The organism is Mucilaginibacter sp. P2_D11 (genome assembly GCF_056404435.1).
Genome location: NZ_JBFUEA010000004.1, coordinates 340,936 through 366,264, shown reverse-complemented (window position 1 = coordinate 366,264; position 25,329 = coordinate 340,936). Strand labels below are relative to the sequence as shown.

The 25,329-nt window shown below is 45.9% G+C and carries 22 protein-coding genes; 5 read left to right on the top strand and 17 right to left on the bottom strand.

The window, feature by feature from the left end; translation table 11 throughout:
• Nucleotide 1 precedes the first annotated feature (1 nt).
• The 5 genes from AC1DXC_RS08275 to AC1DXC_RS08255 form a co-directional block, all read right to left on the bottom strand.
• A complete protein-coding gene (locus AC1DXC_RS08275; RefSeq protein WP_477458673.1) occupies nucleotides 2-3,028 on the bottom strand; it encodes a SusC/RagA family TonB-linked outer membrane protein in 3,027 nt (1,008 codons plus the stop codon).
• 450 nt (nucleotides 3,029-3,478) lie between these two features.
• The gene (locus AC1DXC_RS08270; RefSeq protein ID WP_477458672.1) at nucleotides 3,479-5,092 is read right to left on the bottom strand and encodes a DUF6377 domain-containing protein; all 1,614 of its coding nucleotides are present in this window, start codon (nucleotides 5,090-5,092) and stop codon (nucleotides 3,479-3,481) included.
• Between the two features lie 243 nt (nucleotides 5,093-5,335).
• On the bottom strand, nucleotides 5,336-7,798 hold the full coding sequence (locus AC1DXC_RS08265; protein ID WP_477458671.1) for a glycoside hydrolase family 31 protein: 2,463 nt from the start codon (nucleotides 7,796-7,798) through the stop codon (nucleotides 5,336-5,338).
• Between the two features lie 244 nt (nucleotides 7,799-8,042).
• Nucleotides 8,043-8,570 carry an adenine phosphoribosyltransferase gene (locus AC1DXC_RS08260; RefSeq protein ID WP_477458670.1) on the bottom strand — a complete coding sequence of 176 codons (528 nt, stop codon included), beginning with the start codon at nucleotides 8,568-8,570 and terminating at the stop codon, nucleotides 8,043-8,045.
• Nucleotides 8,571-8,619: 49 nt separating this feature from the next.
• Nucleotides 8,620-9,459 carry a ComEA family DNA-binding protein gene (locus tag AC1DXC_RS08255; RefSeq protein ID WP_477458669.1) on the bottom strand — a complete coding sequence of 280 codons (840 nt, stop codon included), beginning with the start codon at nucleotides 9,457-9,459 and terminating at the stop codon, nucleotides 8,620-8,622.
• Between the two features lie 60 nt (nucleotides 9,460-9,519).
• Here AC1DXC_RS08255 and AC1DXC_RS08250 point away from each other — a divergent pair, with 60 nt between their 5' ends.
• Complete coding sequence (locus tag AC1DXC_RS08250) at nucleotides 9,520-11,274, top strand: lysophospholipid acyltransferase family protein (RefSeq protein ID WP_477458668.1); 1,755 nt, start codon at nucleotides 9,520-9,522, stop codon at nucleotides 11,272-11,274.
• Between the two features lie 268 nt (nucleotides 11,275-11,542).
• Here the strand turns inward: AC1DXC_RS08250 and AC1DXC_RS08245 are convergent, their stop codons facing one another.
• The 10 genes from AC1DXC_RS08245 to rpsT all read right to left on the bottom strand — a co-directional run bounded on the left by AC1DXC_RS08245 (nucleotide 11,543) and on the right by rpsT (nucleotide 20,313).
• Nucleotides 11,543-12,025 carry a hypothetical protein gene (locus AC1DXC_RS08245; protein WP_477458667.1) on the bottom strand — a complete coding sequence of 161 codons (483 nt, stop codon included), beginning with the start codon at nucleotides 12,023-12,025 and terminating at the stop codon, nucleotides 11,543-11,545.
• A gap of 10 nt (nucleotides 12,026-12,035) precedes the next feature.
• A complete protein-coding gene (locus tag AC1DXC_RS08240) occupies nucleotides 12,036-12,575 on the bottom strand; it encodes an Mpo1 family 2-hydroxy fatty acid dioxygenase (protein WP_477458666.1) in 540 nt (179 codons plus the stop codon).
• A gap of 51 nt (nucleotides 12,576-12,626) precedes the next feature.
• The gene (rny, locus tag AC1DXC_RS08235) at nucleotides 12,627-14,192 is read right to left on the bottom strand and encodes a ribonuclease Y (protein WP_477458665.1); all 1,566 of its coding nucleotides are present in this window, start codon (nucleotides 14,190-14,192) and stop codon (nucleotides 12,627-12,629) included.
• Between the two features lie 222 nt (nucleotides 14,193-14,414).
• Nucleotides 14,415-14,708 (bottom strand): cell division protein ZapA, encoded by a 294-nt coding sequence (locus AC1DXC_RS08230; RefSeq protein ID WP_133234236.1) that lies wholly within the window; start codon nucleotides 14,706-14,708, stop codon nucleotides 14,415-14,417.
• 21 nt (nucleotides 14,709-14,729) lie between these two features.
• Nucleotides 14,730-15,020 carry a hypothetical protein gene (locus AC1DXC_RS08225; RefSeq protein WP_128531645.1) on the bottom strand — a complete coding sequence of 97 codons (291 nt, stop codon included), beginning with the start codon at nucleotides 15,018-15,020 and terminating at the stop codon, nucleotides 14,730-14,732.
• Nucleotides 15,021-15,141: 121 nt separating this feature from the next.
• Nucleotides 15,142-17,541 (bottom strand): phenylalanine--tRNA ligase subunit beta, encoded by a 2,400-nt coding sequence (pheT, locus tag AC1DXC_RS08220; RefSeq protein ID WP_477458664.1) that lies wholly within the window; start codon nucleotides 17,539-17,541, stop codon nucleotides 15,142-15,144.
• 568 nt (nucleotides 17,542-18,109) lie between these two features.
• On the bottom strand, nucleotides 18,110-18,553 hold the full coding sequence (locus AC1DXC_RS08215) for a DUF1572 family protein (RefSeq protein ID WP_477458663.1): 444 nt from the start codon (nucleotides 18,551-18,553) through the stop codon (nucleotides 18,110-18,112).
• Nucleotides 18,554-18,714: 161 nt separating this feature from the next.
• Nucleotides 18,715-18,942: a hypothetical protein gene (locus AC1DXC_RS08210; protein WP_477458662.1), complete on the bottom strand. Its 228-nt coding sequence runs from the start codon at nucleotides 18,940-18,942 to the stop codon at nucleotides 18,715-18,717.
• 159 nt (nucleotides 18,943-19,101) lie between these two features.
• Nucleotides 19,102-19,800 carry a RadC family protein gene (gene radC, locus AC1DXC_RS08205; protein ID WP_477458661.1) on the bottom strand — a complete coding sequence of 233 codons (699 nt, stop codon included), beginning with the start codon at nucleotides 19,798-19,800 and terminating at the stop codon, nucleotides 19,102-19,104.
• Between the two features lie 258 nt (nucleotides 19,801-20,058).
• Nucleotides 20,059-20,313, bottom strand: coding sequence for a 30S ribosomal protein S20 (gene rpsT / locus AC1DXC_RS08200; protein WP_067190882.1), 255 nt, complete (start codon nucleotides 20,311-20,313; stop codon nucleotides 20,059-20,061).
• A 529-nt stretch (nucleotides 20,314-20,842) separates the two neighbouring features.
• Here rpsT and AC1DXC_RS08195 point away from each other — a divergent pair.
• The 4 genes from AC1DXC_RS08195 to AC1DXC_RS08180 all read left to right on the top strand — a co-directional run bounded on the left by AC1DXC_RS08195 (nucleotide 20,843) and on the right by AC1DXC_RS08180 (nucleotide 23,865).
• Nucleotides 20,843-21,616: a class I SAM-dependent methyltransferase gene (locus AC1DXC_RS08195; protein WP_477458660.1), complete on the top strand. Its 774-nt coding sequence runs from the start codon at nucleotides 20,843-20,845 to the stop codon at nucleotides 21,614-21,616.
• Between the two features lie 114 nt (nucleotides 21,617-21,730).
• Nucleotides 21,731-22,693 (top strand): zinc dependent phospholipase C family protein, encoded by a 963-nt coding sequence (locus tag AC1DXC_RS08190; protein WP_477458659.1) that lies wholly within the window; start codon nucleotides 21,731-21,733, stop codon nucleotides 22,691-22,693.
• A gap of 9 nt (nucleotides 22,694-22,702) precedes the next feature.
• The gene (locus AC1DXC_RS08185; protein ID WP_477458658.1) at nucleotides 22,703-23,137 is read left to right on the top strand and encodes a hypothetical protein; all 435 of its coding nucleotides are present in this window, start codon (nucleotides 22,703-22,705) and stop codon (nucleotides 23,135-23,137) included.
• A complete protein-coding gene (locus AC1DXC_RS08180; protein WP_477458657.1) occupies nucleotides 23,134-23,865 on the top strand; it encodes a TMEM175 family protein in 732 nt (243 codons plus the stop codon). The genes AC1DXC_RS08185 and AC1DXC_RS08180 overlap by 4 nt, the downstream gene beginning before the upstream one ends.
• Here AC1DXC_RS08180 and AC1DXC_RS08175 read toward each other — a convergent pair.
• Together AC1DXC_RS08175 and AC1DXC_RS08170 are read right to left on the bottom strand one after the other, a co-directional pair.
• A complete protein-coding gene (locus tag AC1DXC_RS08175; RefSeq protein ID WP_477458656.1) occupies nucleotides 23,855-24,523 on the bottom strand; it encodes a DedA family protein in 669 nt (222 codons plus the stop codon). The genes AC1DXC_RS08180 and AC1DXC_RS08175 overlap by 11 nt on opposite strands.
• Before the next feature lie 58 nt (nucleotides 24,524-24,581).
• On the bottom strand, nucleotides 24,582-25,319 hold the full coding sequence (locus tag AC1DXC_RS08170; protein ID WP_477458655.1) for a DUF4397 domain-containing protein: 738 nt from the start codon (nucleotides 25,317-25,319) through the stop codon (nucleotides 24,582-24,584).
• Between the last annotated feature and the right edge of the window lie 10 nt (nucleotides 25,320-25,329).

The following is a 25,329-nucleotide window of genomic DNA, read 5'->3' as shown; positions in this document are numbered from 1 at the left end:
TTTAGAAACTCGCGTTTAAACCTAATGTGAATGTACGTGCGCTTGGGTATGAGGTATAATCTATACCACGTGATGGCACGCCGTTTCTTTCTTTGTTGGTATTAATTTCGGGATCAAGACCGCTGTAACCGGTAATCAATAACAGGTTTTGGCCGGTTACCGATACGCGCAGCGATTTGAATGCACTACCCTTAACAGGGAAGGTGTATCCGATAACCGCGTTTGATAATCTCAGGAAATCGCCTTTCTCAACAAAACGGCTTGATACCTCACCAGAGTTAAGTGCATTCTCGTTTGTAGCAGCAATATCTTTAGTTACGTTACGGCCGCTTACCAAGTTGCCTTTGTAGAAGAAAGCGTTTGCTGTGTTGTTATAGATGTAAAAACCGGTTGCTCCGTTTACGAAGAAACTAGCGTTCCAGTTTCCGTAAGTAAAGCTGTTGTTGATACCGGCAAGGAAGGTTGGAAGCGGGCTGCCATGAGGAGTTGCAGCATCGATACCGTTAGGATATATACCGAAACCGTTTGCATCCAAACCATTGTATTGCGACACATTGAAAGTGTACAGCGGGTAGCCGTTACCTATAAACTGTGCATATGCACCAGATAAGCCCTGGCCATCGATGTTACCGGTGATTACGTTACGGTTACCGAAGTTCTCAACACGGTTCTTCACGAAAGTCATGTTGTAATCGATATCCCAGGTAAAGCCTTTTGCGGTTGAATTTGTAACCGCAGCAAATTTTAAGCCTACTTCCACACCTGTGTTTCTTACGTTACCCGGCAAGTTAACCCAGTACCTTGTATCGGCAGCTGGCTGAGCCAAATCCTGTAAAAACAGCAGGTCTTTTTGCGATTTGTTGAAGTATTCTACTGTACCTGATAAACGGCCTCTCAGCACGGTGAAATCGATACCTGCACCGTAAGCGGTTTGGGTTTCCCATTTCAGATCCGGGTTAGCAGCATTCAATGGAGAGCTTGATGTACCGTAGTAGTTAAGCTGCTTTAATTTCAAAGAAGCGTAGGAAGGGTAATCCTGGTTACCTGTTTGGCCATAGTTTAAGCGAAGGCTCAAATCATCGAAGATGCTTTTTGGAGCCCAGCTTTCGCTGCTTATACGCCATTTAGCTGCAACAGCAGGGAAGTTAGCGTATTGGTGGTTAGCACCAAAACGAGATGAACCGTCTCTCCTCACCGTACCTGTGATGATGTATTTGTCTTTGTATGAGTAGTTAACACGTGCAAAATAAGATTGCAGTTTGTAGCTGCTACTATCGCCGATTGGGTATGCTAAACGGTTAGTGAAGCCGTTGTAGTCATAGTAATCTTTAACGAATTGTTTCGGAACTGCTACACCCCAAGCCATATCATAACGATAGAAGTTTTTGTATGTAGCGTAAGAATAACCAACCAATGCAGTAATAGTGCTGTTAGGGGTCAGCTTTTTGTCGTAGTTTAAGGTATGCTCTGTAGTAGTGCTCCTTAACTCGTTATGCTGCAATATACCACGGCCGTTACCGGTTGCAGAGGGAACAGTGAAATCCCTGATGCCCGAGTTATCGGTGAAACCAACGATTGTTGGATCGTAGTAGGTTTGCCTTAACGAGTTGGCCCTATCAATACCGATGTTGCCTTTGTAAGACAAGCCTTCTATCAGCCTGATAGTCATGGTTAAGTTATTCAGGTAACGGTTGATGTTGTCTGTATCGTCTATCTGGTTCAACAACGAAACCGGGTTACGGAAACTGTTGCCGTTAGGGATACCGTTAGCAGAGTAACCATTTAAATTGAAATACCTGCCTTGTGCATCGTAAACCGGGATAGTAGGGTTAGTTTGCAGCGCAGCACCAATTAAGCTACCGTTGAAACCGGCGTTGTTGGTTACCGGAGCAAACCTGTCTTTTACATTAGAGAACAATGACTGCAGGTCGAATTTCAAACGCTCGCCAAAGAACGACTGAGACGCGTTTATGCGTGCATTGAAACGCTTAAGAGCGGTGTTCTTAACGATACCCTGTTGGTTATCGTAATTGGCAGAGGCACGATAGCTGCCTGTATTGCTTGCGCCACCGAAAGAAAGGTTATAGTTTTGAGAAACGGCTGTCCTCAAAATTTCTTTTTGCCAATCGGTATTGCCGCCGTAATCAACCGCGGCAGCATCAGCGCCTACGCTTGCAACAGCTTTCAGGAAATCTTCGCGGCCAAGCAAATCGTAAGTTTTTGCTGCTTTTGCCATACTTGTGCTAGCACCAAACAAAATACCCTGCCCTTTGCGGCCTTTTTTGGTTGTAATTATTACAACGCCGTTTGCGCCACGAGAACCGTAGATAGCCGATGCAGATGCATCTTTCAATACAGAGATGTTTTCGATATCGTTAGGGTTGATAAACGCCAGCGGGTTACGCGCCGAAGCACCGCCCGCGCCGCTATCGAAACCGCCCGAAGTACCGCCATTATCCAAAGGCACGCCATCCACTACATAAAGCGGGCTTGTACCAGAACGGATAGAGCTTGCACCACGGATGTTGATAGTAGCACCTGCACCGGGCTCACCGCTTGATGGGGTTACCTGTACGCCTGCAATACGGCCCTGCAACAACTGCTCCGGCGTTGCTATAACGCCTTTGTTGAAGTCTTTAGGGCTTAAAGATGCTACCGAACCTGTTGCATCTTTAACGCGGGTACTACCGTAACCAATTACAACAACCTCGTTAAGCGCTTTGCTGGTAGATTCCAGCGCAACTGCAATAAAGGTCTTGCCATCTAGGTTAATAGTTTGAGACTGGTAACCAATGTAGTTAAAAGTAAGAGAAGTTGTGTTGGCAGGCACAGAAAGCCTGAAGGTACCGTCTACGTTGGTTTGCGTGCCGATACCATTGCCAGCACTCACGGAAACGCCTATCTGGGGCGAACCGTCCTTCTTGTCGGTTACTTTACCTGTAATTACTTTATTCTGAGCCAGTGCTGGCTGGATAAAGAAGCAGGTTAAAGCAAAAAAACATAATGTGAGTAAGTGTTTAAATTGCATAGTTTGTGGTTTAATTAAAATTGGTTATATAAAAGTTCTTGTACATGGTTCATGATAATTCATTTTAAAGCACCCGCAAAAAGCTCAGGACCGCTTCCAAAATCAAAAGTGCTTACACACGGTATTCAAAAAAAATCTTATTAACGTTTATAATTGGTAATAGCGGCTTAAATAAGCCGCCTGGTATAGTAAATCTTTAAGCGGTTAACTTCTTAAAGAGTTTTACCTCCATACAAAGATGTGTGTCTTGCGCCTCAATCCCTACACATTTGGCGCATTTGTAAAAAAATATAGGTTTATTTATAATTAAGTAATTACAAATCAAATACTTAACTATCAAAATACCACTAAAAATATAAGTGTTTTTTAGCATTTATTAAGCTCGTAATGTTAAAATAGTACTTTAAATAGTTTTTAAAATATCAAAAATGGCTTCTCCTGCTGTATTATCTATTCAACAGAATCAACCGCTTTTATATCCATTATACGGTGCTCAAACTGCTCGGGGTTTTTAGACTTTGCTTTGATACGCATCTTGTACACGTAAATGGTGTTTACAGAATACTCGAGTATCTTGGCGATGGTTTCGTTATCATTTATCCCCATCCTGATGAGGGCAAATATCCGGAGGTCGGTATTTAGCACTTCGTGTTCCTGCGGCCATATCTGGTCTTTCTCGTCGAATTGCGAATTGAACACCGCAATAAAATTGGGGAATATCTTCAAAAAGATATGGTCGAAACTATGGTAGAGCACCTCCCGCTCTTTCTTTATGTTGATATTATTGATTATCAACCTTATATCATCGTACTTTTTAATGGATAGCTTGGTATCAACAGACATTTTCAGCTTCTCAAGCTTGAGTATATACCCGGATATAATCTTAAAAAACTGCCCGATATACTCTTCCTTGATGTGCGCGTCTTCTATCAGTTTATAATTTACCTGCTTAAGCAGCACATTCTTATCCTCGATGATGCGCTCCTTGTGCCTCAGTTTGGCCAATTGTTTGTAAATCATTATCAAAAACAATATTACCAGCGATGCCAGGGCGGTTATGGCCAGCAAAAATATCAGTATCCTGTCTTTTTCGCTTTCGGTATGGTTAAGCTCCTCTGCAGCTACCAGGGGTAATATGGCACCTATTTGTATCTTACGCTGGCGGGCGCCGTAAAAATCGGCATCGGCCTTGGCGAGCTGCACAAAACTGTAGGCATCTTTTACGTTGCCTGCCTTATAAAGCTGCTCGGCAAGCGTAAAAAGGGCCACAGTTTCCTTGGTGGAGGATTTGATATCGGCAATGGCAGATTGTATCAGGAACGCTATGCCTTCGTCGCGCCGGTTGGAGTTGATATAACTTTGCCCCAGCGAACAGGTTATCATGGCACGCAGGTGCATAGATATAGGCACGCCCGGCCCTACCAGTTTGCTCAACTCCTGCGATCCGCTATAGTTATCGTTCGAGCCTACATGCCTCAGGCCTGCGTAATAAATCCTGTCTACCGAACCGGGCTTGCTCAGCATAATGGCCGAATCGATATACGCGTTGCTCGCGGCGAGGTAATCGGGCGAAAAATATTTGTCGCTGTTGTATTTTGCCAGATCGCTGTTGCAGCGGTACATAATAAAGTAGTACTCTACCTTCATGCTATCGTTAAGCAATTTGGGGTTTACCTTGTTCATGCAGTCGAAAGTTTCTTTGAACATGCCCGAGGAGAGCAAAATAAAACCCAGTTTTATACGGCTGTAATATGCGCGCGACATATCATTCATGCCCACGCTAAGGTCCTTCAGCTTATTTACATATACGTAGGCCGAATCGTACTGGTAGGATTTGTATTCATCGTACAATTTGAGGCAAAGATCGTACTGGAGGGCATAATTAGTGGGCGAAACCTGCGCTCGCCGTTGCATCAACTGATGGATGCGTGTTTGCTTGGCACCCTCATAAGTGTCTTTTTTGGCTATCTCGGTTTTAAGCTGGTTCAGCAGCGCGTCGTTATCTGCCGAAAACGCCGGGGCAGCAAAAAGCAACGAGAAGAAAAACAGTAGAAATATCCTCATAAATTGATATTGAGACGGGATTAAAGTTAATAACTAAAAATTAAAGGCCGAACATCTACGGATACATTTGGTCGTTTTTGCTATAATGATGGTTAATTTTAGTTTTTGTTAGCGACTCGGTAACGGCCCTGCAATCAGGGGATGAGATTTTGATAATTTGAAGCGAGGAAGGGAGCTAACCAAACCTGAAAAGCCCGCAGCGTTTACCGCTGCAGGCTGGCTATTTATAAGATCAGTTTATATTTAGTAGCTTATTATAATTTGCGCCGAAGCGTTCTTCAGCACCAGGCTTTTCACTTTTTCGCCCTCAACCGGGTTTGATAAACCAGTAGGGTCGAACCGCGAGATTGGCACCATCAGTGCGCTGAAATCATCATCGGCTTTTGCGGCTTTGTTATTCAACTTAACCGGGCCGCCGCCAAAACCGTGCAAAATCAGTTTTATATTATTGAATTTTGATTTTGCCGAACCTTCGGGTTTAGCAAAGGTGATGGTTTTCTTAACTGCATCGTAAGTGATGGCACGTTTGTAAAAATCGCCGTTCTCGTAGTTGTAGCTCTCGCCATCGTCTTCGTAATAAACAAACTTGTTGTTGATATCGCCTTTGTAAACGTGTACAAACAGGGTATCGGTCGGTTTATCGGCAGTAGTTTGTATCAGCGACTGCATTGGGATAATACTGCTTTCCTTTACGTAAACCGGCAATTTGCTCATGCCCAAATCAATATTCAGCTTGGTATTGCCCTGCTGCACCTGGCCATTGTATAAATCGTACCACTTACCGGCCGGGAAATACACCCTTCCAATTTGTGTTTGGCTATCGAACGGCAACACCAAAAAGGCCTGGCCAAACATATACTGGTTTTCGTAAGTGCCGTTGTACACGTTTTCGTCGTGGGTATAATCGATAGCCAGCGAGCGCATCAGCGGCCTGCCGTTTTCTTTTGCCTCGTAAAACGACGAGTACAAATACGGCAGCAATTTATAGCGCAGGTTGATGTAGTTGCGGGTTATCTCCAGCACTTCTTCGCCGTAAGCCCAGGGCTCGGATGATTTGGTGTTAATTTGCGTGTGGTTGCGCATGTAGGGATTAAATGCACCAATCTGCATCCAGCGGGCATACAATTGCGGCGATGCACCGCCGGTAAAACCGCCCACATCCATACCTGTATAAGGCACGCCGCTTAAGCCCAGGCTATTCATGAGGCGGACTCCGGCAAGCATGTGGCTGTCTTCTGCGCGGTTATCGCCTGTCCACATAGCGGCGTAGCGTTGCAATCCTGCGTAGCCGGATCGCGTTAGCACAAAAGGACGCTTATTGCCGCCCAATGCAGCGCGGTAACCTTCATAACTGCTGCGGATCATCTCCAGGCCGTACACGTTATGTATCTGCAGGTGCGATGCGCCCTTACCTTCATAGTTGAAGAATATATTATCCGGCGCTTTTTGGCCCCAGGTGCTAAATTCGTTCATATCGTTCCATATGCCGCTAACGCCATCGGCCGCGTATGCTTTTAATTCGCTTGCCCAAAATTCGCGGCCCTTAGGATTCGTAAAATCGGGGAAGTTGCACCAGCCCGGCCAAACCTGCCCGGTGTAGTTGGTGCTGTCGGGGTACTTGGCAAAAATGTTTTGCGCCAGGCCACGATCATACACGCCGTAGCCTTTTTCTTCTTTAACGCCCGGGTCAACAATCAGAGTAACCTTAAAGCCCATGTCTTTAAGTTTTTTGGTAAGGGCAGGCGGATCTGGGAAACGACTTTTATCCCATGTGAATACTTTGTATTTATCCATGTAGTGGATATCCAGCGTAATACCATCGGAGGGTATCTTTTTCTCGCGCAGGGTGTTAGCTACACGGTAAACTTCGGTATCGGGATAGTAGCTGTAGCGGTTTTGCTGATAGCCGAGGCTCCACAGGGGCGGCATTTTGATGCGACCGGTAAGCGATGTGTACGAGGTGATGATATCCGCCAGGTGCGAGTGATAGATAAAATAGTAGTTCATCTCCCCTCCTTTTGCCGCAAACGACGAAAAACGGTTATTGCTGGCACCAAAGTTGAAATCTGATTGCCAGGTGTTATCCATAAATATACCGTACTGCACGTTGTGGTGTATGCCTATATAAAAAGGGATGGTAGAATATAGTGGGTCCTGCCCGGCAGAGTAAGCGAATACATCGCTGTTCCAGTTGGTATAGGCATTTCCGCGGCGGTCCAGCGGGCCGGTTTTTTCGCCCAGGCCAATAAAGTGCTCGCCATCCTGCATGTGTTTGTAGGTGGTAACATTCTCGCTCACCCAGGAGGTGCTAAGCCCGTTTTCGTCCTGGTTTATCACCTCGCCGGCAAGGGTGCTGAAGGTAATGGCATAAGGGTTCTTTTTGATGTTTACCTTAAGCGAATCGGTAATGAGGTTTATCTCGTTATCGTTTTGTGTAACCGATACTTTGGCAGCAACCGGTTTGGAGATAACTGCGTACGAAAAATCTTCGGCGAGGGCTTGTTTATCCATACGCACCCTGATGATGTTTGGGCTATAAACAACCACCTTTATAAATGCGTTCTCGGTTTTAATATCTATATCCTGGCTATTCACGGTTACCCCGGTAACTTTACCTACCCTTTTCAATAGGGTTTGCGCGCCCGCAACATGGGTACTGGCTGCAAAAATTACAGCAAGGGCAATACAGCGGTTTATTATCTTCATTCTTCTGTTTGGCGATATGGTTTTATAATTGGTATTGGCAGCCTAAAAGGGCTATTTAAAAAGGTGCACAGCATCCATTTCGTTGGTTGAAATTATAACACATTTACGGTATCGCGAACGGATATTAATTTTTATGGATTTTTTATAAAGCAAAAACCCTCTAATTATTAAAATTAGAGGGTTTTTGCCGATGTTGCGGCCCGAAAATATAAGGTAAAATATAGATGGCTGCTGCCTAAAAACCTTAGTAATTGGCCAGTACCATTACGTTATTACTTATTGGGGTTATTTTTTCGAGGCCGTTTAAAAAACCCAGGCCTACTACGAAGGTAAAACCGGCAACCTTTCCACCCATATCCTGTATCAGTTCGCTGGCTGCGGTTACGGTGCCGCCGGTGGCCAAAAGGTCGTCGTGGATGAGGATATGGTCGCCGGGCTTAAAGGCATCGGTATGCAGTTCAATGGTGGCGGTGCCGTATTCCAGTTCGTAAACTTTTTGCCTTACTGTGTGAGGCAGTTTACCCGCTTTGCGCACCGGGATAAAGGGAACGCCCAGCCGGGTAGCCAGTGTTAAACCGAATAAAAACCCGCGGCTTTCCACACCCGCAATGGCATCAATCCGGGTATCTTTAAGGCCCGCAACAAAGGCATCCACTATGCTATCGCACAGGCTGGGGTCTTTCAATATCGGCGTGATGTCTTTAAAAATTATGCCGGGTTTCGGGAAGTCGGGGATATCGCGGATGGCATCCTTTATTTGTTGCTGTATCATTTGTTGCGCTAATGTGCTTCAATTTTACGGAAAAAACTTCCGTGAATTTCTATTTTATCACCAAATAAGGGGATATTTTTATCAAAATTTGGTCGGTTAAAATGGCAATGTTTTTCAAATCCGCTACCGATGCGTAATTGCCATGCTGACTGCGGTATTCGATGATGGCGTTCACCTGTTTATAACTGAGGTAGGGCATCAGGCGCAGCTTATCAAAAGTAATGGTATTGATATCTATCTTACGTATCCGCCAGGCATCAACCTTTAGCTGCCCGGCTATTTCGGCGTATTTTAATTCATCCATCCCATATACTTCTTTCAGTTGCTCTTTATATACGAAACCGCCCAGCCGTTCGCGATAGTAGATAATGCGTTTGGCGTAAGCCGGGCCGATGCCGTCTAATGCAGTAAGCCCTGCAGAATCGGCTGTGTTGAGCTCTACTATGGCAGCTATCGGCTGCTTGCCTTTGGGGATATCGATATAGGGTGCTAAGGCTTTGTAGTTGCTGTCTGTAATGCCGTAAACCTTCTTCAAATCTTCGGGTTTGTAAAACCTGCCGCCTTTGGTGCGATAGTTTAGGATGATAGCTACCTGCTTATCGCTTAACCCCAACGCTTTCCATTTGGCAGCCGATAGTGTGTTGGGGTCGAATTTGGAAAAGCTTCCATTTTTAGGTCCGGCCGAAGCCGCTGCCTGGTAACCCGGGTTGGCTTTGTTTAGCTGTGCCGCCGCCTCATAGAACGCTTTACTATTAATTGTACTATCTTTGTGATACCATTGATAAACGTAGGGCGCAGCTAAGACCGCAATTATCAAAATAACCAGCACAAGCATACCGTTCCATTCTTTTTTGGTGAGGGACAGATAGTTTTTCAGCTGCGCTTTCATATGATACAATTGCAAGCGTTAAAGTAATAATTTTACAACCATTTAATCCGTTAAACAAGGATGAAAGTTATAACCACCGAGGAATTTGCCAAAGCAACTAAACTGGACAAACTAAAAATGCCCGGCTTGGCCCCCCTGCTGATGGAACTAATGAAGATAAACCAGGTGAACGACCTGTTTGCCCAGGCCCAGCCCAAACAAGGCCCCGAATTTGTAGATGCTATTTTAAAAGGCTGCGGTATAGAGATAGATTTTGACGAACGCGAACTGAAAAACATACCAAAAGACGGCGCTTTTATAGCCATTGCCAACCACCCCTACGGCGGTATAGAGGGCATGGTACTGCTGAAGATACTTTGTATGGCCAGGCCCGATTCTAAATTGATGGCCAACTTCCTGCTGAAGAAAATACCCAACCTGGCAGATTACTTTATAGCTGTTAACCCCTTCGAAAACGTGGAGCACTCCTCCAGCATCAGCGGCCTCAAAAGCACGCTGGAACTGCTGGCCAACGGCACGCCGATAGGCATTTTCCCTGCCGGGGAGGTATCTACCTTTAAAATGGAGAAGAAAGAAGTTACCGATCGCCTTTGGCACCCGGTGGTCGGCAAAATCATCGCTAAATCTAAGGTACCCGTGGTGCCTATCTACTTCCATGGTAATAACGGCTTGCTGTTTAACCTGCTCAGCCTGATACACCCTGCGCTGCGTACCGCCAAGCTGCCGTCTGAATTATTCAACAAACAGGGGCATACCATTAAGCTACGTATTGGCAAACCTATCAAGGTAGCAGATATCCCCGATAATAACAATGCTGCTAAGGTACTGAACTACCTGCGAGCCAAAACCTATGCTCTTGGTGCAGGGCTGGATGAGGAGAAGAAAATTTTCAATCCACGCAACCTGTTCAAGATAAAGCGCCTGCCGGAAGCCATCGTACCCGAAACTACTGCCGACAAACTGGAGGCCGAAATTGCACCGCTGCGCGAACACTATAAGGTATGGACGGAGAAGAACTACGAGGTGTTCATCGCCCCTACTTCCGCAATCCCCTGCACCATCCGCGAAATTGGCCGCCTGCGTGAGGTTACCTTCCGCGAGGTGGGCGAGGGTACCAATAAAGCGACTGACCTGGATGAGTACGATATCTACTACCATCACCTGTTCATCTGGGATTTTGAAGCGAAGATGATCGTAGGTGCCTACCGCATAGGCCTGGGCGACGAGATTTTTTACAGTGTGGGCAAGAAAGGTTTCTATATAAACGAGCTATTCAAATTGAAAGAGCAGTTTACCCCTGTGCTGAAGAAAAGCCTGGAACTGGGCCGCTCGTGGATACGCAAGGAATACCAGCTGAAGCCCCTCCCCCTCTTCCTGCTTTGGAAAGGCATCCTTAAGTACCTGATAGATAACCCGCGCTACCGTTATTTGATAGGCCCGGTAAGCATCAGCAATTCGTTCTCGCAGTTCTCCAAGTCGCTCATCGTAGATTACATCAACCGCAACCATTTCGACCACGAACTGGCGCAGTACGTAAAGCCACGCAAAAAATTCAAGGTAAACTTCGAGAACATCGATACCGACCTGCTCATGAGCGGCGGCGACAGCTTTAAAGGGCTGGATAACCTGATATCTGAAGTAGAAACGCATAACATGAAAGTGCCCGTGCTGTTGCGCCAGTACATACAACTCAATGCCAAAATTATCAGCTTCAACATCGACCCTAAATTCTCTGATTGCTTGGATGGATTTTTAGTACTCGATCTGGAGAAAGTGCCGCAGGATATTTTGGAGAAACTGGGGAAGAACCTGTAACCGGGATTCAGCGGATTTTTGCGATTTAGGGATTTCTCTCTGCCACGCCGCACCGTCCCATGAATGGGACGGCAGTGAAAGTGCATAAGTTCTTTAATCCACCTTCATTGCCGTCAGTTTTAACTGACGGTGAGCGAATTGACCGCGATCCCCCATTTACGCTTCGTAATAAATGAATACAGATATATTTTCGTCCGTCCGATTTTAGCGACGACATTGTTGCGGACAGAAGAGTGATACCGTGAAGCCCCCCGGAAATTTCCCCATCTCACCCTATCGCTAAAAGCCCGGCAAAACAAGCCATAAATAAAAAAAACAACAAGGTGTCCAACCAATTAGGAAAACGTTCGCCAAATATATCGGTACCGCTGCGAGTTGGCATAACAAATTCCTGATGTTGTATATTTAAGCTTAATATGCGCAATAACTGATAAACAAATAAGAGGATTATGGTATCCTTTAAAGCATTGGCGGCATTACCTTTAGGCAATGCAAATAAGGGATCATTCCGCAAATATAAATAAACCACAAAATGGACGATACCAAAACCAAGCCACACTAAATAAACGGATAGGTTTCTTAGCGACCGATAATTACATACATAAATAAATATTTGAGTAAAGATTACATACAGCAACAACGATCCTTTATTACCATTTATGTAAACCGCAAGGCTGATGATGACATAGGCAGCGATAGTCCAAATATCCCATGCTTTAAATCGCTCAAAATAAAATATGGGGCGTTTCATTGGGCACCCGTTAATACTTCCACCTCAGCCTTTTAAAAAAGCTATACAACACCCATATCGGGGTAATCAAAACCAATTGCCCGTCATCCTTAAATGATTGCTCATTTGCTTCCTTTTTACCACCTAAATACTGACCCAGCCAGGCTAGTGCCATGGTAAAGGTGCAAACCCATATCATGGGTGGGCCGCCTGCTAGTTCCAGGGCTGCGAGGCGCGATACGCCATAGCTTAATGCGAACAATATGAGCAGCATGGTATAAGATAGTATCGGCGAAAGCTTTAACGTGTAATAAACACTGAATGCTATTAAAAACGATGCCCAGTTGAACATGCCGTTATAGGTGCCTAAAAATTTGAGGTACGGGAACGGAATAGCCCAGGCAATGCCTAACGCAGAGAACAGCATCAACGGTACGCAAATAAAATGCAGCAGACGGTTGGTTGGGTTGCGGTGACTTGCGTCGAGCCGGCTAAAGTAAACATCTACTGGGCGCTGCTCTTCCTTTTTGGGAAGCACGGGTTTAATAGTATTTGGTTTTGGTTTCGCCATAAAATAAAAAAGCCCTCCCCGTTTCAAGGAAGGGCTCAAATTTAAGCTTAATTATTTTGCAAATGCTACCGAGCGGGTTTCCCGTATTACGGTAACCTTTATCTGGCCCGGGTAGGTCATTTCTGTTTGTATGCGGTTTGATATATCTGCCGCCAGTATTTCGCTTTGGGCATCGCTTATCTTCTCGCTCTCTACCACAACGCGCAATTCGCGACCTGCTTGTATAGCGAAGGTTTTTTCAACGCCCGGGTACGATAATGCAAGCTCCTCAAGCTCTTTCAGTCGCTTGATGTAACTTTCTACCACTTCGCGGCGTGCGCCCGGCCTTGCGCCCGATATGGCATCACAAACCTGTATTATCGGCGACAGCATCGAGGTCATTTCAATCTCGTCGTGGTGGGCACCTATGGCGTTGCACACTTCAGGGTGTTCTTTATACTTTTCGGCTAACTGCATGCCCAAAATAGCGTGTGGCAGTTCGGGGTTATCATCAGGTACTTTACCTATATCGTGTAGTAAGCCTGCGCGTTTGGCTAGCTTTACGTTCAGCCCTAATTCTGCTGCCATGGTAGCACAGAAGTTGGCAACCTCGCGCGAGTGCTGCAGCAGGTTTTGCCCGTACGATGAGCGGTAACGCATCCTGCCCACCATACGGATAAGCTCGGGGTGCAGGCCGTTGATACCAAGGTCGATAACGGTACGTTCGCCTATTTCAACAATTTCTTCTTCTATCTGCTTGCGGGTTTTGGCAACTACCTCTTCAATACGTGCAGGGTGTATGCGGCCATCGGTAACCAAACGGTGCATAGCCAAACGGGCGATCTCGCGGCGTACCGGGTCGAAGCCTGAAAGGATGATGGCCTCGGGGGTGTCATCCACAATAATTTCTATACCGGTTGCAGCTTCCAGCGCGCGGATGTTACGACCTTCGCGGCCGATGATGCGGCCTTTAATCTCATCGTTCTCGATGTTGAAGATAGATACCGTATTCTCTATAGCGTTCTCGGTAGCGGTACGCTGTATAGTTTGGATAACGATTTTCTTGGCTTCTTTGGTGGCGGTAAGCTTGGCTTCGTCAACAATATCTTTTATCTGGGCCATGGCCTTGCTGCGGGCTTCTTCACGCAGGTTATCTATCAGCTGGTTCTTGGCATCCTCGGCACTTAAGCCGGCTATAGCCTCCAACTGGGTTACGTGTTGGTTTTTCAGGAGCTCAACTTCTTCCTGCTTTTTGGAGAGGGTATCCGTTTGAGTTTCCAGTTTTTTACGGGCGTTATCCAGCTCGGTTTCCTTACGATTAAGGTTTTCCAGCTTTTGGTTAAACGATTGCTCTTTTTGCTTGATGCCGTTCTCGCGCTGGTTCAGCACGTTGTTCTTGCTGTTTACTTCCTGCTCATGCTCGGCCTTAAGCTGCAAAAATTTCTCTTTGGCTTCCAGCTGGCGGTTCTTTTTAAGGATGTCGGCGTTTATTTCCGCTTCTTTTAAAATCTTCTTTACTTTATTCTGGGCGTTAAGTTCCTGGTCTTTAAACAGCTTCCGTAGCAGGAAGCGGCCTATGACGATACCCGTGGGTACCCCTACGAGCACCCCGATAATCAAATACAAATATGTGTTCATTTCTTAGGTTATATAAATAAAAAAACCGCAACTAAACTTCTAAGTGTTCATGTATTGTTAAAACTTCTGGTCGGATGGCTCGGGATCACGGGTTACCGTAAATTACACGATCAACGCATGCCTCTTTGATCCGTAGATATTGAAGCGTTAAGTTTTTAATAGTGAAAACTTAAAATTTAACTGCGGTTAAATCTTAATGGCTCTGTTTTATGTGTAAGAACGTTATTGTTTAGAAAAAAAATCAGACAGGATATGGTCTAAATGATAAACCTTATCGGTAACTTCTGAATCGTCGGACGTAACTTTCTTATCCGCTTTTAACGCAGATGTTGCGTAATGCAACACGCACATCGAAAGCAAATCCTGCTTATCCCTAACCGCATAGTTCTCCTGGTACTCCTTTATGCGGTCGTTGATGAGCTTCGCTGCCCTTCTTATTATCTCTTCTTCCTCCATGTTTACCTTTAAGGGGTAAACGCGGTCAGCAATATTTATTTTTATTGAGATTTCTCCCATCTGAGCTTTTCACTTTTTGTACTACTTTTTAAGCAATACAATACACTTATCTATTTCCTGCACAAAGTCGTTAATTTTTTGCTTAATGTCAACACTTTTTTCATTTGTTTCTGAAAAAGACTTTGCCAGTTTCAATACACGAAGCTTTTCCTCCAGATCTTTCGTCTTGTTTTTGCTGGCATCAAGCGCTGCATTAAGCGCATCGCTCTCCAGTTTAAGCAAGTCGTTCTCTTCCTGTAGCGCAGCACAAAGCTCTATCAACCGCTCGGTTTTATATACAACTTTAGTTAATTGTTCTGCTACTGAAGGCATCTTTAGTTAAAAATGTTAAAAAGGTTGTAAAAGTTGGAAGGGTTGTAGAGGTTGCAAACGTTAAAGAGATTGTGAAGGTTTAACTTTTCAAACCCTTCCAACTTTTACTAACCTTTCTAACTTACTTCCTTATCTCCGCTCCTGCTTCTTTGTCTAAATTATAAATTAATTTCTGCATGGTGGCATCAATTGCCTTATCAGTTAAAGTTTTTTCGGTGTCTTGCAAAATAAAGCTCAGGGCGTATGATTTTTTGCCAGCCGGGAGCTTATCGCCTACGTACACGTCGAACACATCCACCTCTTTCAGCAGTTTTTTGTCCGTCCGTCCGGCTATCTGCTTCAACTGTCCAAAGGTTACGCTCTTATCTACCAGCATGCTCAAATCTCTCCTCACGGCCGGGAACTTGCTCACTTCCTGGTACACTATCACGTTTTTGCGCACCAGCTTCAATACTACATCAAAATCGAAATCGGCATAGAAAACCTCCTTATCCACTTCGGCCTTTTTTAATGCCGAAGCCGCCACCGAACCGAAGCTCACCAGCACCTTGTTGCCGCGCAGGTATTGCAGGCCATAGGCCAAACCATTGGCAGTGGTTTCTTCTGTAGTATAATCAGTAATGCTTAGTTTTCTCAGCAGGCCATCTACAACCGCCTTAAGGTTATAGAACGATGCTGGCACCGCTTTACCGTTCCATTGCTCGGCTTTGAAAGCACCTGTAAGGAAGATGGAGAAGCGTTGCGCCTCTACGTATTTCTCATCAACAAAGCTGTATATCTTGCCAAACTCGTACAATTTAAGGTCGGCAGCTTTGCGGTTTTGGTTGTAGGCAATGGCCTCTAAACCCGAGTACAGCATGCTCTGGCGCATCACGTCGAGGTCGCTGCTTAGCGGGTTTAATATCTTCACGGCATGCTCCAAATCATCCGAGTAGGCCGATTTGGTGAGCGAGTTGTTCATGATCTCGTTGAAGCCGTTGGCGCTCAATAAATCGGATATGGCGTTTTGCACGGTATCGCGCTCGGGCCTTACCGAGTTGTTGAGCGATGCCCTTATCTGCGTAGGTATCTCGATATTATTGTAGCCGTAGATACGCAGAATCTCTTCCACAATATCCACCTCTCGCGTTACATCCACACGGTAAGGGGCCACTTTTAAGCTTAAACCCTCTTCTGTTTCCGTTACAATGGTAATATCCAGCCCGGTCAAAATAGCCTTAATGGTATCGTGCCCGATGGCTTTGCCAATCAGCCTGTCGATGCCTTTGTAAGTAACTTCAATTTCGAAAGGTGCCACCGGCTTAGGGTAATTATCGAATATCTCCGACGATACCACGCCGCCCGCTACCTGCTGTATCAACAGAGCAGCACGTTTAAGGGCAAACACCGGCATATCCGGGTCGGTACCGCGCTCGTAACGGAAGGACGCATCGGTTTTTAGCCCGTGCCTTTTCGCCGTTTTACGTACAGATACCGCGTTGAAATACGCGCTCTCTAAAAAGATGCTGGTGGTGGTTGGGCTAACGCCGCTTTTTGCACCGCCAAACACGCCGGCGATACACATGGGCTCTTCCGCGTTGCAAATCATCAGGTCATTGGCGCTTAGTTTCCTATCCACATCGTCCAATGTTTTAAACACCGTGCCTTCGGCTACGGTTTTCACCACTACTTTATTGCCTGCAATAGCAGCGGCATCAAAGGCGTGCAGGGGCTGGCCCAGTTCGTGCAGTACATAGTTGGTAACATCTACCACGTTATTTATGCTACGCACGCCAATCACTGCCAAACGCTCTTTAAGCCATTGCGGCGATTCCTTTATTTCGATACCCGAAATGGTTAGGCCGGCATACCTCGGAGCAGCCTGCTCATCTTCTACCAGTACCTCTATTTTGCTGTCCGTGTTATCTACCTTAAAGGCTGATACATCGGGTTTGGTGATGCCAATTTTTAGGAACGCAGCGATATCGCGGGCAGTACCCAGGTGCGATACCGCATCCGCACGGTTTGGCGTAAGGCCAATCTCGTACATAAAATCGTCGTTCAGGTTGAAGTATGCCTTGGCGGGGGCACCCACCGGGGCATCGGCAGGCAATACCATAATGCCTTCGTGGCTGCTGCCCAGGCCTATCTCGTCTTCGGCGCAAATCATCCCTTCAGATGCCTCGCCGCGTATTTTTGATTTGCCTATCTTGAATGGTTCGCCCACGGTTGGGTGCACGGTAGTACCTACAGTGGCTACAACAACCTTTTGCCCTTCGGCTACATTAGCTGCGCCGCAAACGATGTTAAGGGGTTCCGCACTGCCAACATCTACTTTGGTAATGTGCAGGTGGTCGCTGTTCGGGTGGTCTTTGCATTCCAGCACGTAACCTATCACCAGGCCTTCCAGCCCGCCGGGCACGGCCTGTACCTTTTCGAGGCTCTCAACCTCTAAACCCGTACCGGTGAGTATGGTGGATATCTCCCCGGGGGTTTTATCTGTATCAATAAATTCTTTTAGCCAATTATACGATATCTTCATTATAGCAGAATGATAATCGGCAAAGATACAATTTAGGGGGAAAGGTTAAAGGCGAAAGGCAAAAGGTTTTTAGGATAGCATTGCCGAATACTGTCCGTCCGTTTTCCTGACCGGAATTTTTGCGGACATATCTGACGGTTAAATTTTATTGCCCGTAACCGTCCGCATGGGTATCCATGATGTTCCGGTTCTAAAAGCGGACGGACAGGCAACTTGTACTAGCTGCACAGCCTCTCTGCAATGCCTGTCCTCAATGTCCACAATGTTCCGTTCCTGAAAGCGGACGGACAGACAAACAATACAAGTTATTTTATTTAATTTATTGATAATCAAATATTTATATGTACATTTGTATAAACCGAACGATTTACGGGTGCTATGTTGAAGCCGTCTCCGCTTACTACTATATAGGGTAAGAGGGGTAAGGGGGGAGTATTTTAAAAAATCGGACGATTTTTAAATTTTTTATCAATAAAAAAGTATCAGGTAACGGTATGGTTTGCAATTAGTGGTTGATATAATTTTATAGCAATGGCTTAACCAGGAGAAAAACCAATTACTGCTAACGTCAATTATCCAACAACCTGCGATGATAATTTACCTGGCCTAAGTGATAACCCAAATGCATGGCAAGATGAATAAAGAAGTGCCCGGTTGTGGCATCTTTCAGGACGATTTCGGTTGGATATTTCTCATCCAGTTGCTCTTCAGATAGCATACCAAACGTCTCCCCTATCATCCCGATGGTTTTCTCAATTTTATCAAGCAATTCTGCGCGTGGTACGTTCTTCATCTCAAATTCAGCTTCGCGGTTGCGTACATATCCGGTATTGCCAAATTGCGCACCAATGTAGGTATTGAGGTTACCTACCAAATGCAAACAAAGGTTACCGGCAGAGTTCAATATGTGCTCCTCTATATACCAAAGCTTTGCCTCGTTTTGATAAGCCCGTATCTCTTGCTTTAGCTTCTCAAGATCGCGGATGATGAGGTTTTTGAGCGCGTCTTTCATCAAATTACAAATAATACTTAGCGTTTTAAGGTCTGTCCGTCCGCCTGCGGGAACGGAATTATGCAGACAGACACCGGACAGGTTAATAAGGATACCTATCCGTCCGATTGCGTGTCCAACAATGTCGGGGCAGGAAAACGGACGGACAGTTCATCGGTTATTTAATCCTCATCTATGGCATCCCCGTCATCATCCAAATTGAGGGTGTAGGCAGATTCGGCTGCATCATAGGCACGCTGCAATGGTGCGCTTTCGTCAATCTCGCCGGTGGGCTCGTTAGTTTCATCGAAACCGTTGGAGTGGATATCCTGCTGGCTTATCTGGTCGTCGTTCTCGGTTTGGCCAAGCTGGTCGTCTTGTTGCAGTTGGTCGTCTTCTGGCTCTATCATGGTTTGCGGGTTTTTGATTGTTTATTTACAACCGCTAAAGCACAGCGTTGTTTGCTATTTATTTCGGATTTCGAATATCGGATTTCGGACTTATTGAAGCAGAAAATTCGAATCCACCAATCTACCTAAAATCCGAAATCGAAAATCCGAAATCCGAAATTACAGCATCGCCTCATCCCCAAAACTAAAATACCCCTTATCGGTAATAATCACATGATCTAGCACCTTTATATCCAGCAATTTGCCGGCTTCTACCATTTTGCGGGTGAGGAAAATATCGTCGCGACTGGGCTTTAGATTTCCTGATGGGTGGTTGTGAACCAGCACTATGCTGCTGGCCTGGTGCTGAACGGCGGTGTAGTAGATGATGCGCGGGTCGGCAACGGTACTGTTGAGCCCCCCTTTGCTGATGAGTTCTTTACCTAAAACTTTACTGGATTGGCTGAGCAGCATTATCCAGAATTCCTCGTGGTTGAGATCCATCAGATGGCGGCGCATTACGTTGTATATATCGCGGGAGCAGGTAAGCACTTCGGGAATAGCACTTTCCGTTTCGCCGCGGCGGCGGCCAATTTCCAGGGCGGCAATAATGCTGATGGCCTTTGCTTCGCCTATGCCCTTGAACTTAGATAGTTCGGCTATACCGGCCTTGCCCAGCTTGTTAAGGTCGTTATCGTAATGGTGCAGGATACGTTTGCTGAGCTCAACGGCGGTTTCGTTGCGGCTGCCGCTACCGATGAGTATGGCGATGAGTTCGGCATCAGTAAGGGCGCGGCGGCCTTGCCCGCTTAGTTTCTCGCGGGGGCGGTCGGCCTCGGCCCAGCTTTTTATACTTAAGTTGTTACCGTAATCTTCCAATCGGGCGTAGGTTTTATCAGCCTAAGGTAGGAAATATGTCTGAATCAGAATTTACAGAATTCGAAAATGAACAGAATTAAAAAAAACATGGAGACCAACTGAGTCGTGCAACCATTCTGAAAATCCTTTAATTCTGTAAACGGCAGAGCCCTCTTGAGCACCTTATAAAAACCTACACCGCGAAAAATTCCTATTCCGACAAACAAAAAAGGGATAACGCTTCCGCATTATCCCTTTTTAATATATCGTGTTAAGCGATTAGCTTAAAGCGTTTACAAATTTGGTAAGCTTCGATTTATTGTTAGAAGCTTTGTTTTTGTGGATAACATTCTTTTTAGCCAAACGATCCAGCATCGAGATAACTTTCGACAATAGAGGTGTAGCATCAACCTTAGTGGTAGTGCCTCTTAATTTTTTTATAGCGTTCCTGGTGGTTTTTGCCTGGTACCTATTGCGCAGACGCTTCGCAGCGTTTGACCTGATTCTTTTTAAGGATGATTTATGATTTGCCATCGTTCAGCGTGTTATTCTTTCTTTATTTTTAGAGGTGCAAATATAGGTTGATAAATTTTAATTTGCAAGCGTGTTGATATTATTTTTCGATTAACGGGAAAGTTTGCTATCCAATTGCTATAAGCATCCCCAAAAACGCCCTGTACAACACCATCCGCAGAAAAAACGTGGTGTTTATCGGCCTGTCCGTATAATTCCGCTCGCCAAAACGGACGGACGAATGATGGTTGATTGTTGAGTAGTTGATTGGGTGAGTGGTTTTATCTGCGAGATATTGGGCACAACTGACGGGCCAGTGACTTTCAACCACTCACCACTCCACTAATCAACCACTCACCATTATAGCGTTGCCTTCGGCCCGTGCTTTCCAGGGCTGCGCTGCGCTTCGGCCCCGTTGCCCAGCTCCTGCCCTACCCGCCGTGGCTAAACCCTTCCAATCACTAACGCGGAAAAACTTTCCCGGACTTATTAAACGGGCTCATTTGATTTGGGAGATTTTATCGTCAACCGGGCATAATCATCATTACGATTGTTACGTTCTATAAATATGACCAACAACACTACCCGATTCAGCAACCGCGTGGACGACTATGTTAAATATCGCCCCGGGTATCCCACAGAAATTATCACTTACCTACAGCAAACCTATAACCTTAGTACCGATAAGCTTATTGCCGACGTTGGCGCGGGTACAGGCATCTCTGCTGCTTTGTTCCTTGATGCCGGTTACCGCGTAATTGCCGTTGAACCGAATGCCGAAATGCGCAATAAAGCAATCGAACTGCTAGACCATCACCAGGGTTTTACGGCAAAAGATGGCACCGCAGAGCACACCGGCCTGGCAGGCAGCAGCGTCGACGCAATTATTGCAGGTCAGGCATTCCATTGGTTCGATGCCGAAACCAGCCGCATCGAATTCAAAAGGATACTGAAACCTGGCGGCATCGTTGCCCTAATATGGAACGAACGCAAAACCGCCTCGCAATTCGAGGTGGATTATGACGAGCTGATTATCAGGCACGCGATAGATTACGTAAAGGTGGACCACCGCAACATCGATGTAGAACATATCGGCAAGTTCTTCCACCCGCAGCAGTTCCAACTGCAGGTGTTTCCCAACAAACAGGTATTCGATTTCGACGGGCTAGCAGGCAGGCTTTCCTCATCATCCTACATACCTGCTAAAGGGCAAGATGGCTACCAACCTACAATGGCCGACCTGCGCAAACTCTTCGACCGATACCAGCAGGATAATCTCATTACGATTAATTATGATACGAAGGTTTATACGGGGGAAGTCTGAACCGGGATTAAACAGATTTATGGGATTTTTTGGATTTGTTAATTGATAGGCCATCGCCATCCTTATATTATGTAAATTCGTTAATTCTAAAAATTCGAGTTCAGACAACCTTCCATGAAGCGCCCCCTCCTACTCTTCCTCACTGCCGCTATCATCACTACCCTTTGCACTTCCTGGGGTTTCTTTGCGCATTACCGCATACACCGGCTGGCGGTTTTTACGCTACCTAAGGGCATGGCCGGCTTTTACAGGGCCAATATCGATTTCCTGACCGAACACGCCGTAAGCGCGGATAAAAAGCGCTATATCGACTCTACCGAGGCCCCGCACCATTTCTTCGATGCCGACCATTATGGCAAACAACCCTTTAAAGCCATGCCGCAGCATTGGATAGATGCCGCGGCCAAATACTCGTCAGATACACTTAACAAATACGGCACCCTGCCCTGGGTTATCACCTCTAACTATTACTGGTTGGTAAAAGCCTTTAAACGGCATGATACTACCGCCATCCTCACCCTATCAGCCAACCTGGGGCATTACGTATCAGACGCGCATACGCCCCTGCACCTTACAGAGAATTACGACGGCCAGCTTACGGGCCAGAACGGCATACATTCGTTTTGGGAAAGCCGCCTGCCCGAACTTTTTGCCAACCAATACAATTACTACGTGGGCAAGGCGCGCTACATAGCCAACCCGCAAGCCGAAGCCTTCGCCATTTGCAGGGCAAGCTTTAAAAGCGCCGATAGCGTGCTGAAATTCGAGAAACTGCTGAACAAACGTTTTACCGATAGCACCAAATACACTATGGAGCAACGCGGCAACCGTATGGTAAAGGCATACTCGGTTGCCTATAGCAAAGCCTACCATAAAATGCTGGCTGGCATGGTGCAGCGCAAAATGCGGCAGTCGATATTGAGCGTGGGCAGCTTTTGGTTTTCGGCATGGGTAGATGCCGGTCAACCCAACCTGGATAAGCTGATTGCTGTCCCTTTAACCACTCCCCAAAAACAACAAATAAATAAGGAAGAAGCTTTGTACAGGACGGGGAAAGTGTTTATTTTAGGGAAATAGTTTGCCCAAATGAAAGTCGCCTTATTGCCCGTTTTGTATCTTGCCCTCACTGGGAATTTCGCACATTTGCATAATTCCACACCTCAACAACAAAAGACTAAAGCAGATGTAGCGATGGACAAAGTTGCCGAAGTGCCCGAGGTGAAAGCCTTTTTGAAAGAACATACAGCACAGAAGGCAATGCTCCTGCTCCAGGGCGAACCTACCCAAAAACGTAAGTATTACTGGATCAGCCTGGGAATATCAAATGCTCAACGGTTCCGTCCTACAGAACATTTTTATGTGGATTCTAACACTTTACAAGTATTTTATCTTGATATTTTCATTTCGGAAGGACGGGATAAAATTCTGACCTTAAAAGACTGGCATCGGCTTCGAAAAACAGCCGGATGGCAAAAAATCCACTATTATAAAAACGGGCAATTAATTATCGATAAAACATGAGCATCAGAACCAAAGCAGCAAAAGAACCCACGGGGAATCGCGAAATCAAATGGCGCAGCCACGAACCATCGCGGCTGGAGACGTTTAGCGATGCGGTTTTTGGCTTCGCCTTAACGCTCATCATCGTATCCATAGAAGTGCCAAAAACCTTCGATGAACTGGCGGAGACCATGAAGGGCACGCTAAGCTTCGCGGTTTGCTTTGCACTGCTCTTCCAGATATGGAACAACCAAAACATCTTCTTCCGCCGGTATGGGCTTAAAGACACACTCACCAACCTACTGAATGCGATATTGCTTTTTGTGGTATTGATATACGCTTACCCGCTTAAATTCCTCTCCGTATTGATATTTTCTGATGGCAAAGTGCTAGTGGAGGGCCACCTCGTAAACATGATACGCGAGGAGCAGGTAAGATCTTTGATGCTTGTGTACGGTGCAGGTTTTGTAGCTATTTACCTGCTGTTCTTCCTGATGTACCGCAACGCCACAAAGCACGCCAATGAAGTTGGACTAAGCCCAACGGAGGTATTTGAAACCAAAACCGTAGCTGGCATTAACCTTATTTGTATTTTAATATGCGTGCTGGCCATGTCGCTCACCTATTTTGTCCCAGCAAATGTTGCAGGCAGCACGGGCTTTGCTTATTTCCTTATCCCTGTCGGCTACTCAACCTGGTATAGCTATCGCGGTAAAAAGTTCAGGAAAACATTTGGGGTTACCGGGTAGGCTTCGGCTGCTCTTCTTTGTTAGTAAACCTACTTTTTATTACCGCAAAAATAGGTGGCAATATAGAAAGCAGCACAATGCCGATAGCCACCAACGAGAAGTTCTTTTTGAAGAACTCCAGATTGCCAAACCAGTAACCACCGTACAGGAAAAGCACTATCCACGATAGGCCGCCGATGATATTGTACAAGCTGTATCGCCCAATGGGCATTTTACCCACACCTGCCACAAATGGCGCAATGGTGCGTATAATGGGCATAAACCTGCTAAATATTACGGCCTTGCCGCCATGCTTATCAAAAAAAGCCTGCGTTTGCAAATAGTAGCTTAGCTTCAGTATCTTATTCTCTTCCTTAAAAACTTTTGCGCCCAGGTAATTGCCCAGCATATAGTTTACCGTATTGCCGGCAAAAGCAGCAATAATGAGTATAACCGCCAACAGGTTTACATTAAGGCCCGATGCGCCGCCCGCAATAAGCGCTCCCGCTGCAAATAGCAGCGAATCTCCTGGCAGAAAGGGTGTCACCACGAAACCCGTCTCGGCAAATATGATGATGAATAGGATGAGGTAGGTCCAGCCCTGGTAATCGCGGGTTATATCCGAAAGGTGCTTATCAATATGCAGTATAAAGTCTATCAGGCCGTGTATTATTTCCAAAGCGTTTTAATTTTTATCCAAAAATAGCAAGATTAAGCACAACTGGTGCCTTTTTTCCCTACTTTTTATCGGGGATGGTGTTCAGGATAATGCCTGCGTTAAAGGCGGCCGTATCGGTACGGTTGGGCAGGCCATAGGCGTAAATGGTGTAAAGTTTACCATCAAGCACAGTGGTGTTCTTAAGGGTAGTAAGTACAATCCCGGGTGCGTTGGTGGCACTTATCTTAAAATTGTACGAGCCCGAGGTAACTTCGCGGTAATCGCTCACGCCTTTGTAGGCTATGTTTGTGGCCAATTCCGAATCATTGGCCGTAATGTTGATGCCAAGGCTGCCTGGCGATGCATTCACCAGCCTTACCTTGCTACGCCCTATAGGCGGCGTTGCGCCCGAATCGACCGTAAAGATATACGTAAACGCACTATCAGACTTTAACCCGGTTAAAAACCAGGTATAGCGCACATTCTTTTTTAGCGACCTATCCAGCGAAACGAGGTTAATCTGGCTGCTGGTGGTGCTAAGCGCCGGCCTCACCTGCAAAGGTGTATCGTTGATATTCATCAAAAAATACCCCGATGCGTTGGGGTACCTGTATTGGGTTGTACCTTGTTTTATGTATTCGGCGTATAAGTTTACCGGGTTCATGTTGGGGCTAAGGTTCACAATGTTGAGGTAGCCGTTATCGGTACCCAACGATGTGCTGTTATCTTTGCCGCACGACACCAACTGCGACACAAGGAGCAAGCTCCCTATTACCAGGCCCAGGTACTTTAATATGCTGCTGTTATGATTGTTCATCCTTATTAAT

Coding starts and splice junctions, on each gene's coding strand:
- AC1DXC_RS08275 (WP_477458673.1), bottom strand. CDS start 3,028: ATGCAATTTAAACACTTACTCACATTATGTTTTTTTGCTTTAACCTGC.
- AC1DXC_RS08270 (WP_477458672.1), bottom strand. CDS start 5,092: ATGAGGATATTTCTACTGTTTTTCTTCTCGTTGCTTTTTGCTGCCCCG.
- AC1DXC_RS08265 (WP_477458671.1), bottom strand. CDS start 7,798: ATGAAGATAATAAACCGCTGTATTGCCCTTGCTGTAATTTTTGCAGCC.
- AC1DXC_RS08260 (WP_477458670.1), bottom strand. CDS start 8,570: ATGATACAGCAACAAATAAAGGATGCCATCCGCGATATCCCCGACTTC.
- AC1DXC_RS08255 (WP_477458669.1), bottom strand. CDS start 9,459: ATGAAAGCGCAGCTGAAAAACTATCTGTCCCTCACCAAAAAAGAATGG.
- AC1DXC_RS08250 (WP_477458668.1), top strand. CDS start 9,520: ATGAAAGTTATAACCACCGAGGAATTTGCCAAAGCAACTAAACTGGAC.
- AC1DXC_RS08245 (WP_477458667.1), bottom strand. CDS start 12,025: ATGAAACGCCCCATATTTTATTTTGAGCGATTTAAAGCATGGGATATT.
- AC1DXC_RS08240 (WP_477458666.1), bottom strand. CDS start 12,575: ATGGCGAAACCAAAACCAAATACTATTAAACCCGTGCTTCCCAAAAAG.
- rny (WP_477458665.1), bottom strand. CDS start 14,192: ATGAACACATATTTGTATTTGATTATCGGGGTGCTCGTAGGGGTACCC.
- AC1DXC_RS08230 (WP_133234236.1), bottom strand. CDS start 14,708: ATGGGAGAAATCTCAATAAAAATAAATATTGCTGACCGCGTTTACCCC.
- AC1DXC_RS08225 (WP_128531645.1), bottom strand. CDS start 15,020: ATGCCTTCAGTAGCAGAACAATTAACTAAAGTTGTATATAAAACCGAG.
- pheT (WP_477458664.1), bottom strand. CDS start 17,541: ATGAAGATATCGTATAATTGGCTAAAAGAATTTATTGATACAGATAAA.
- AC1DXC_RS08215 (WP_477458663.1), bottom strand. CDS start 18,553: ATGAAAGACGCGCTCAAAAACCTCATCATCCGCGATCTTGAGAAGCTA.
- AC1DXC_RS08210 (WP_477458662.1), bottom strand. CDS start 18,942: ATGATAGAGCCAGAAGACGACCAACTGCAACAAGACGACCAGCTTGGC.
- rpsT (WP_067190882.1), bottom strand. CDS start 20,313: ATGGCAAATCATAAATCATCCTTAAAAAGAATCAGGTCAAACGCTGCG.
- AC1DXC_RS08190 (WP_477458659.1), top strand. CDS start 21,731: ATGAAGCGCCCCCTCCTACTCTTCCTCACTGCCGCTATCATCACTACC.
- AC1DXC_RS08185 (WP_477458658.1), top strand. CDS start 22,703: ATGAAAGTCGCCTTATTGCCCGTTTTGTATCTTGCCCTCACTGGGAAT.
- AC1DXC_RS08180 (WP_477458657.1), top strand. CDS start 23,134: ATGAGCATCAGAACCAAAGCAGCAAAAGAACCCACGGGGAATCGCGAA.
- AC1DXC_RS08170 (WP_477458655.1), bottom strand. CDS start 25,319: ATGAACAATCATAACAGCAGCATATTAAAGTACCTGGGCCTGGTAATA.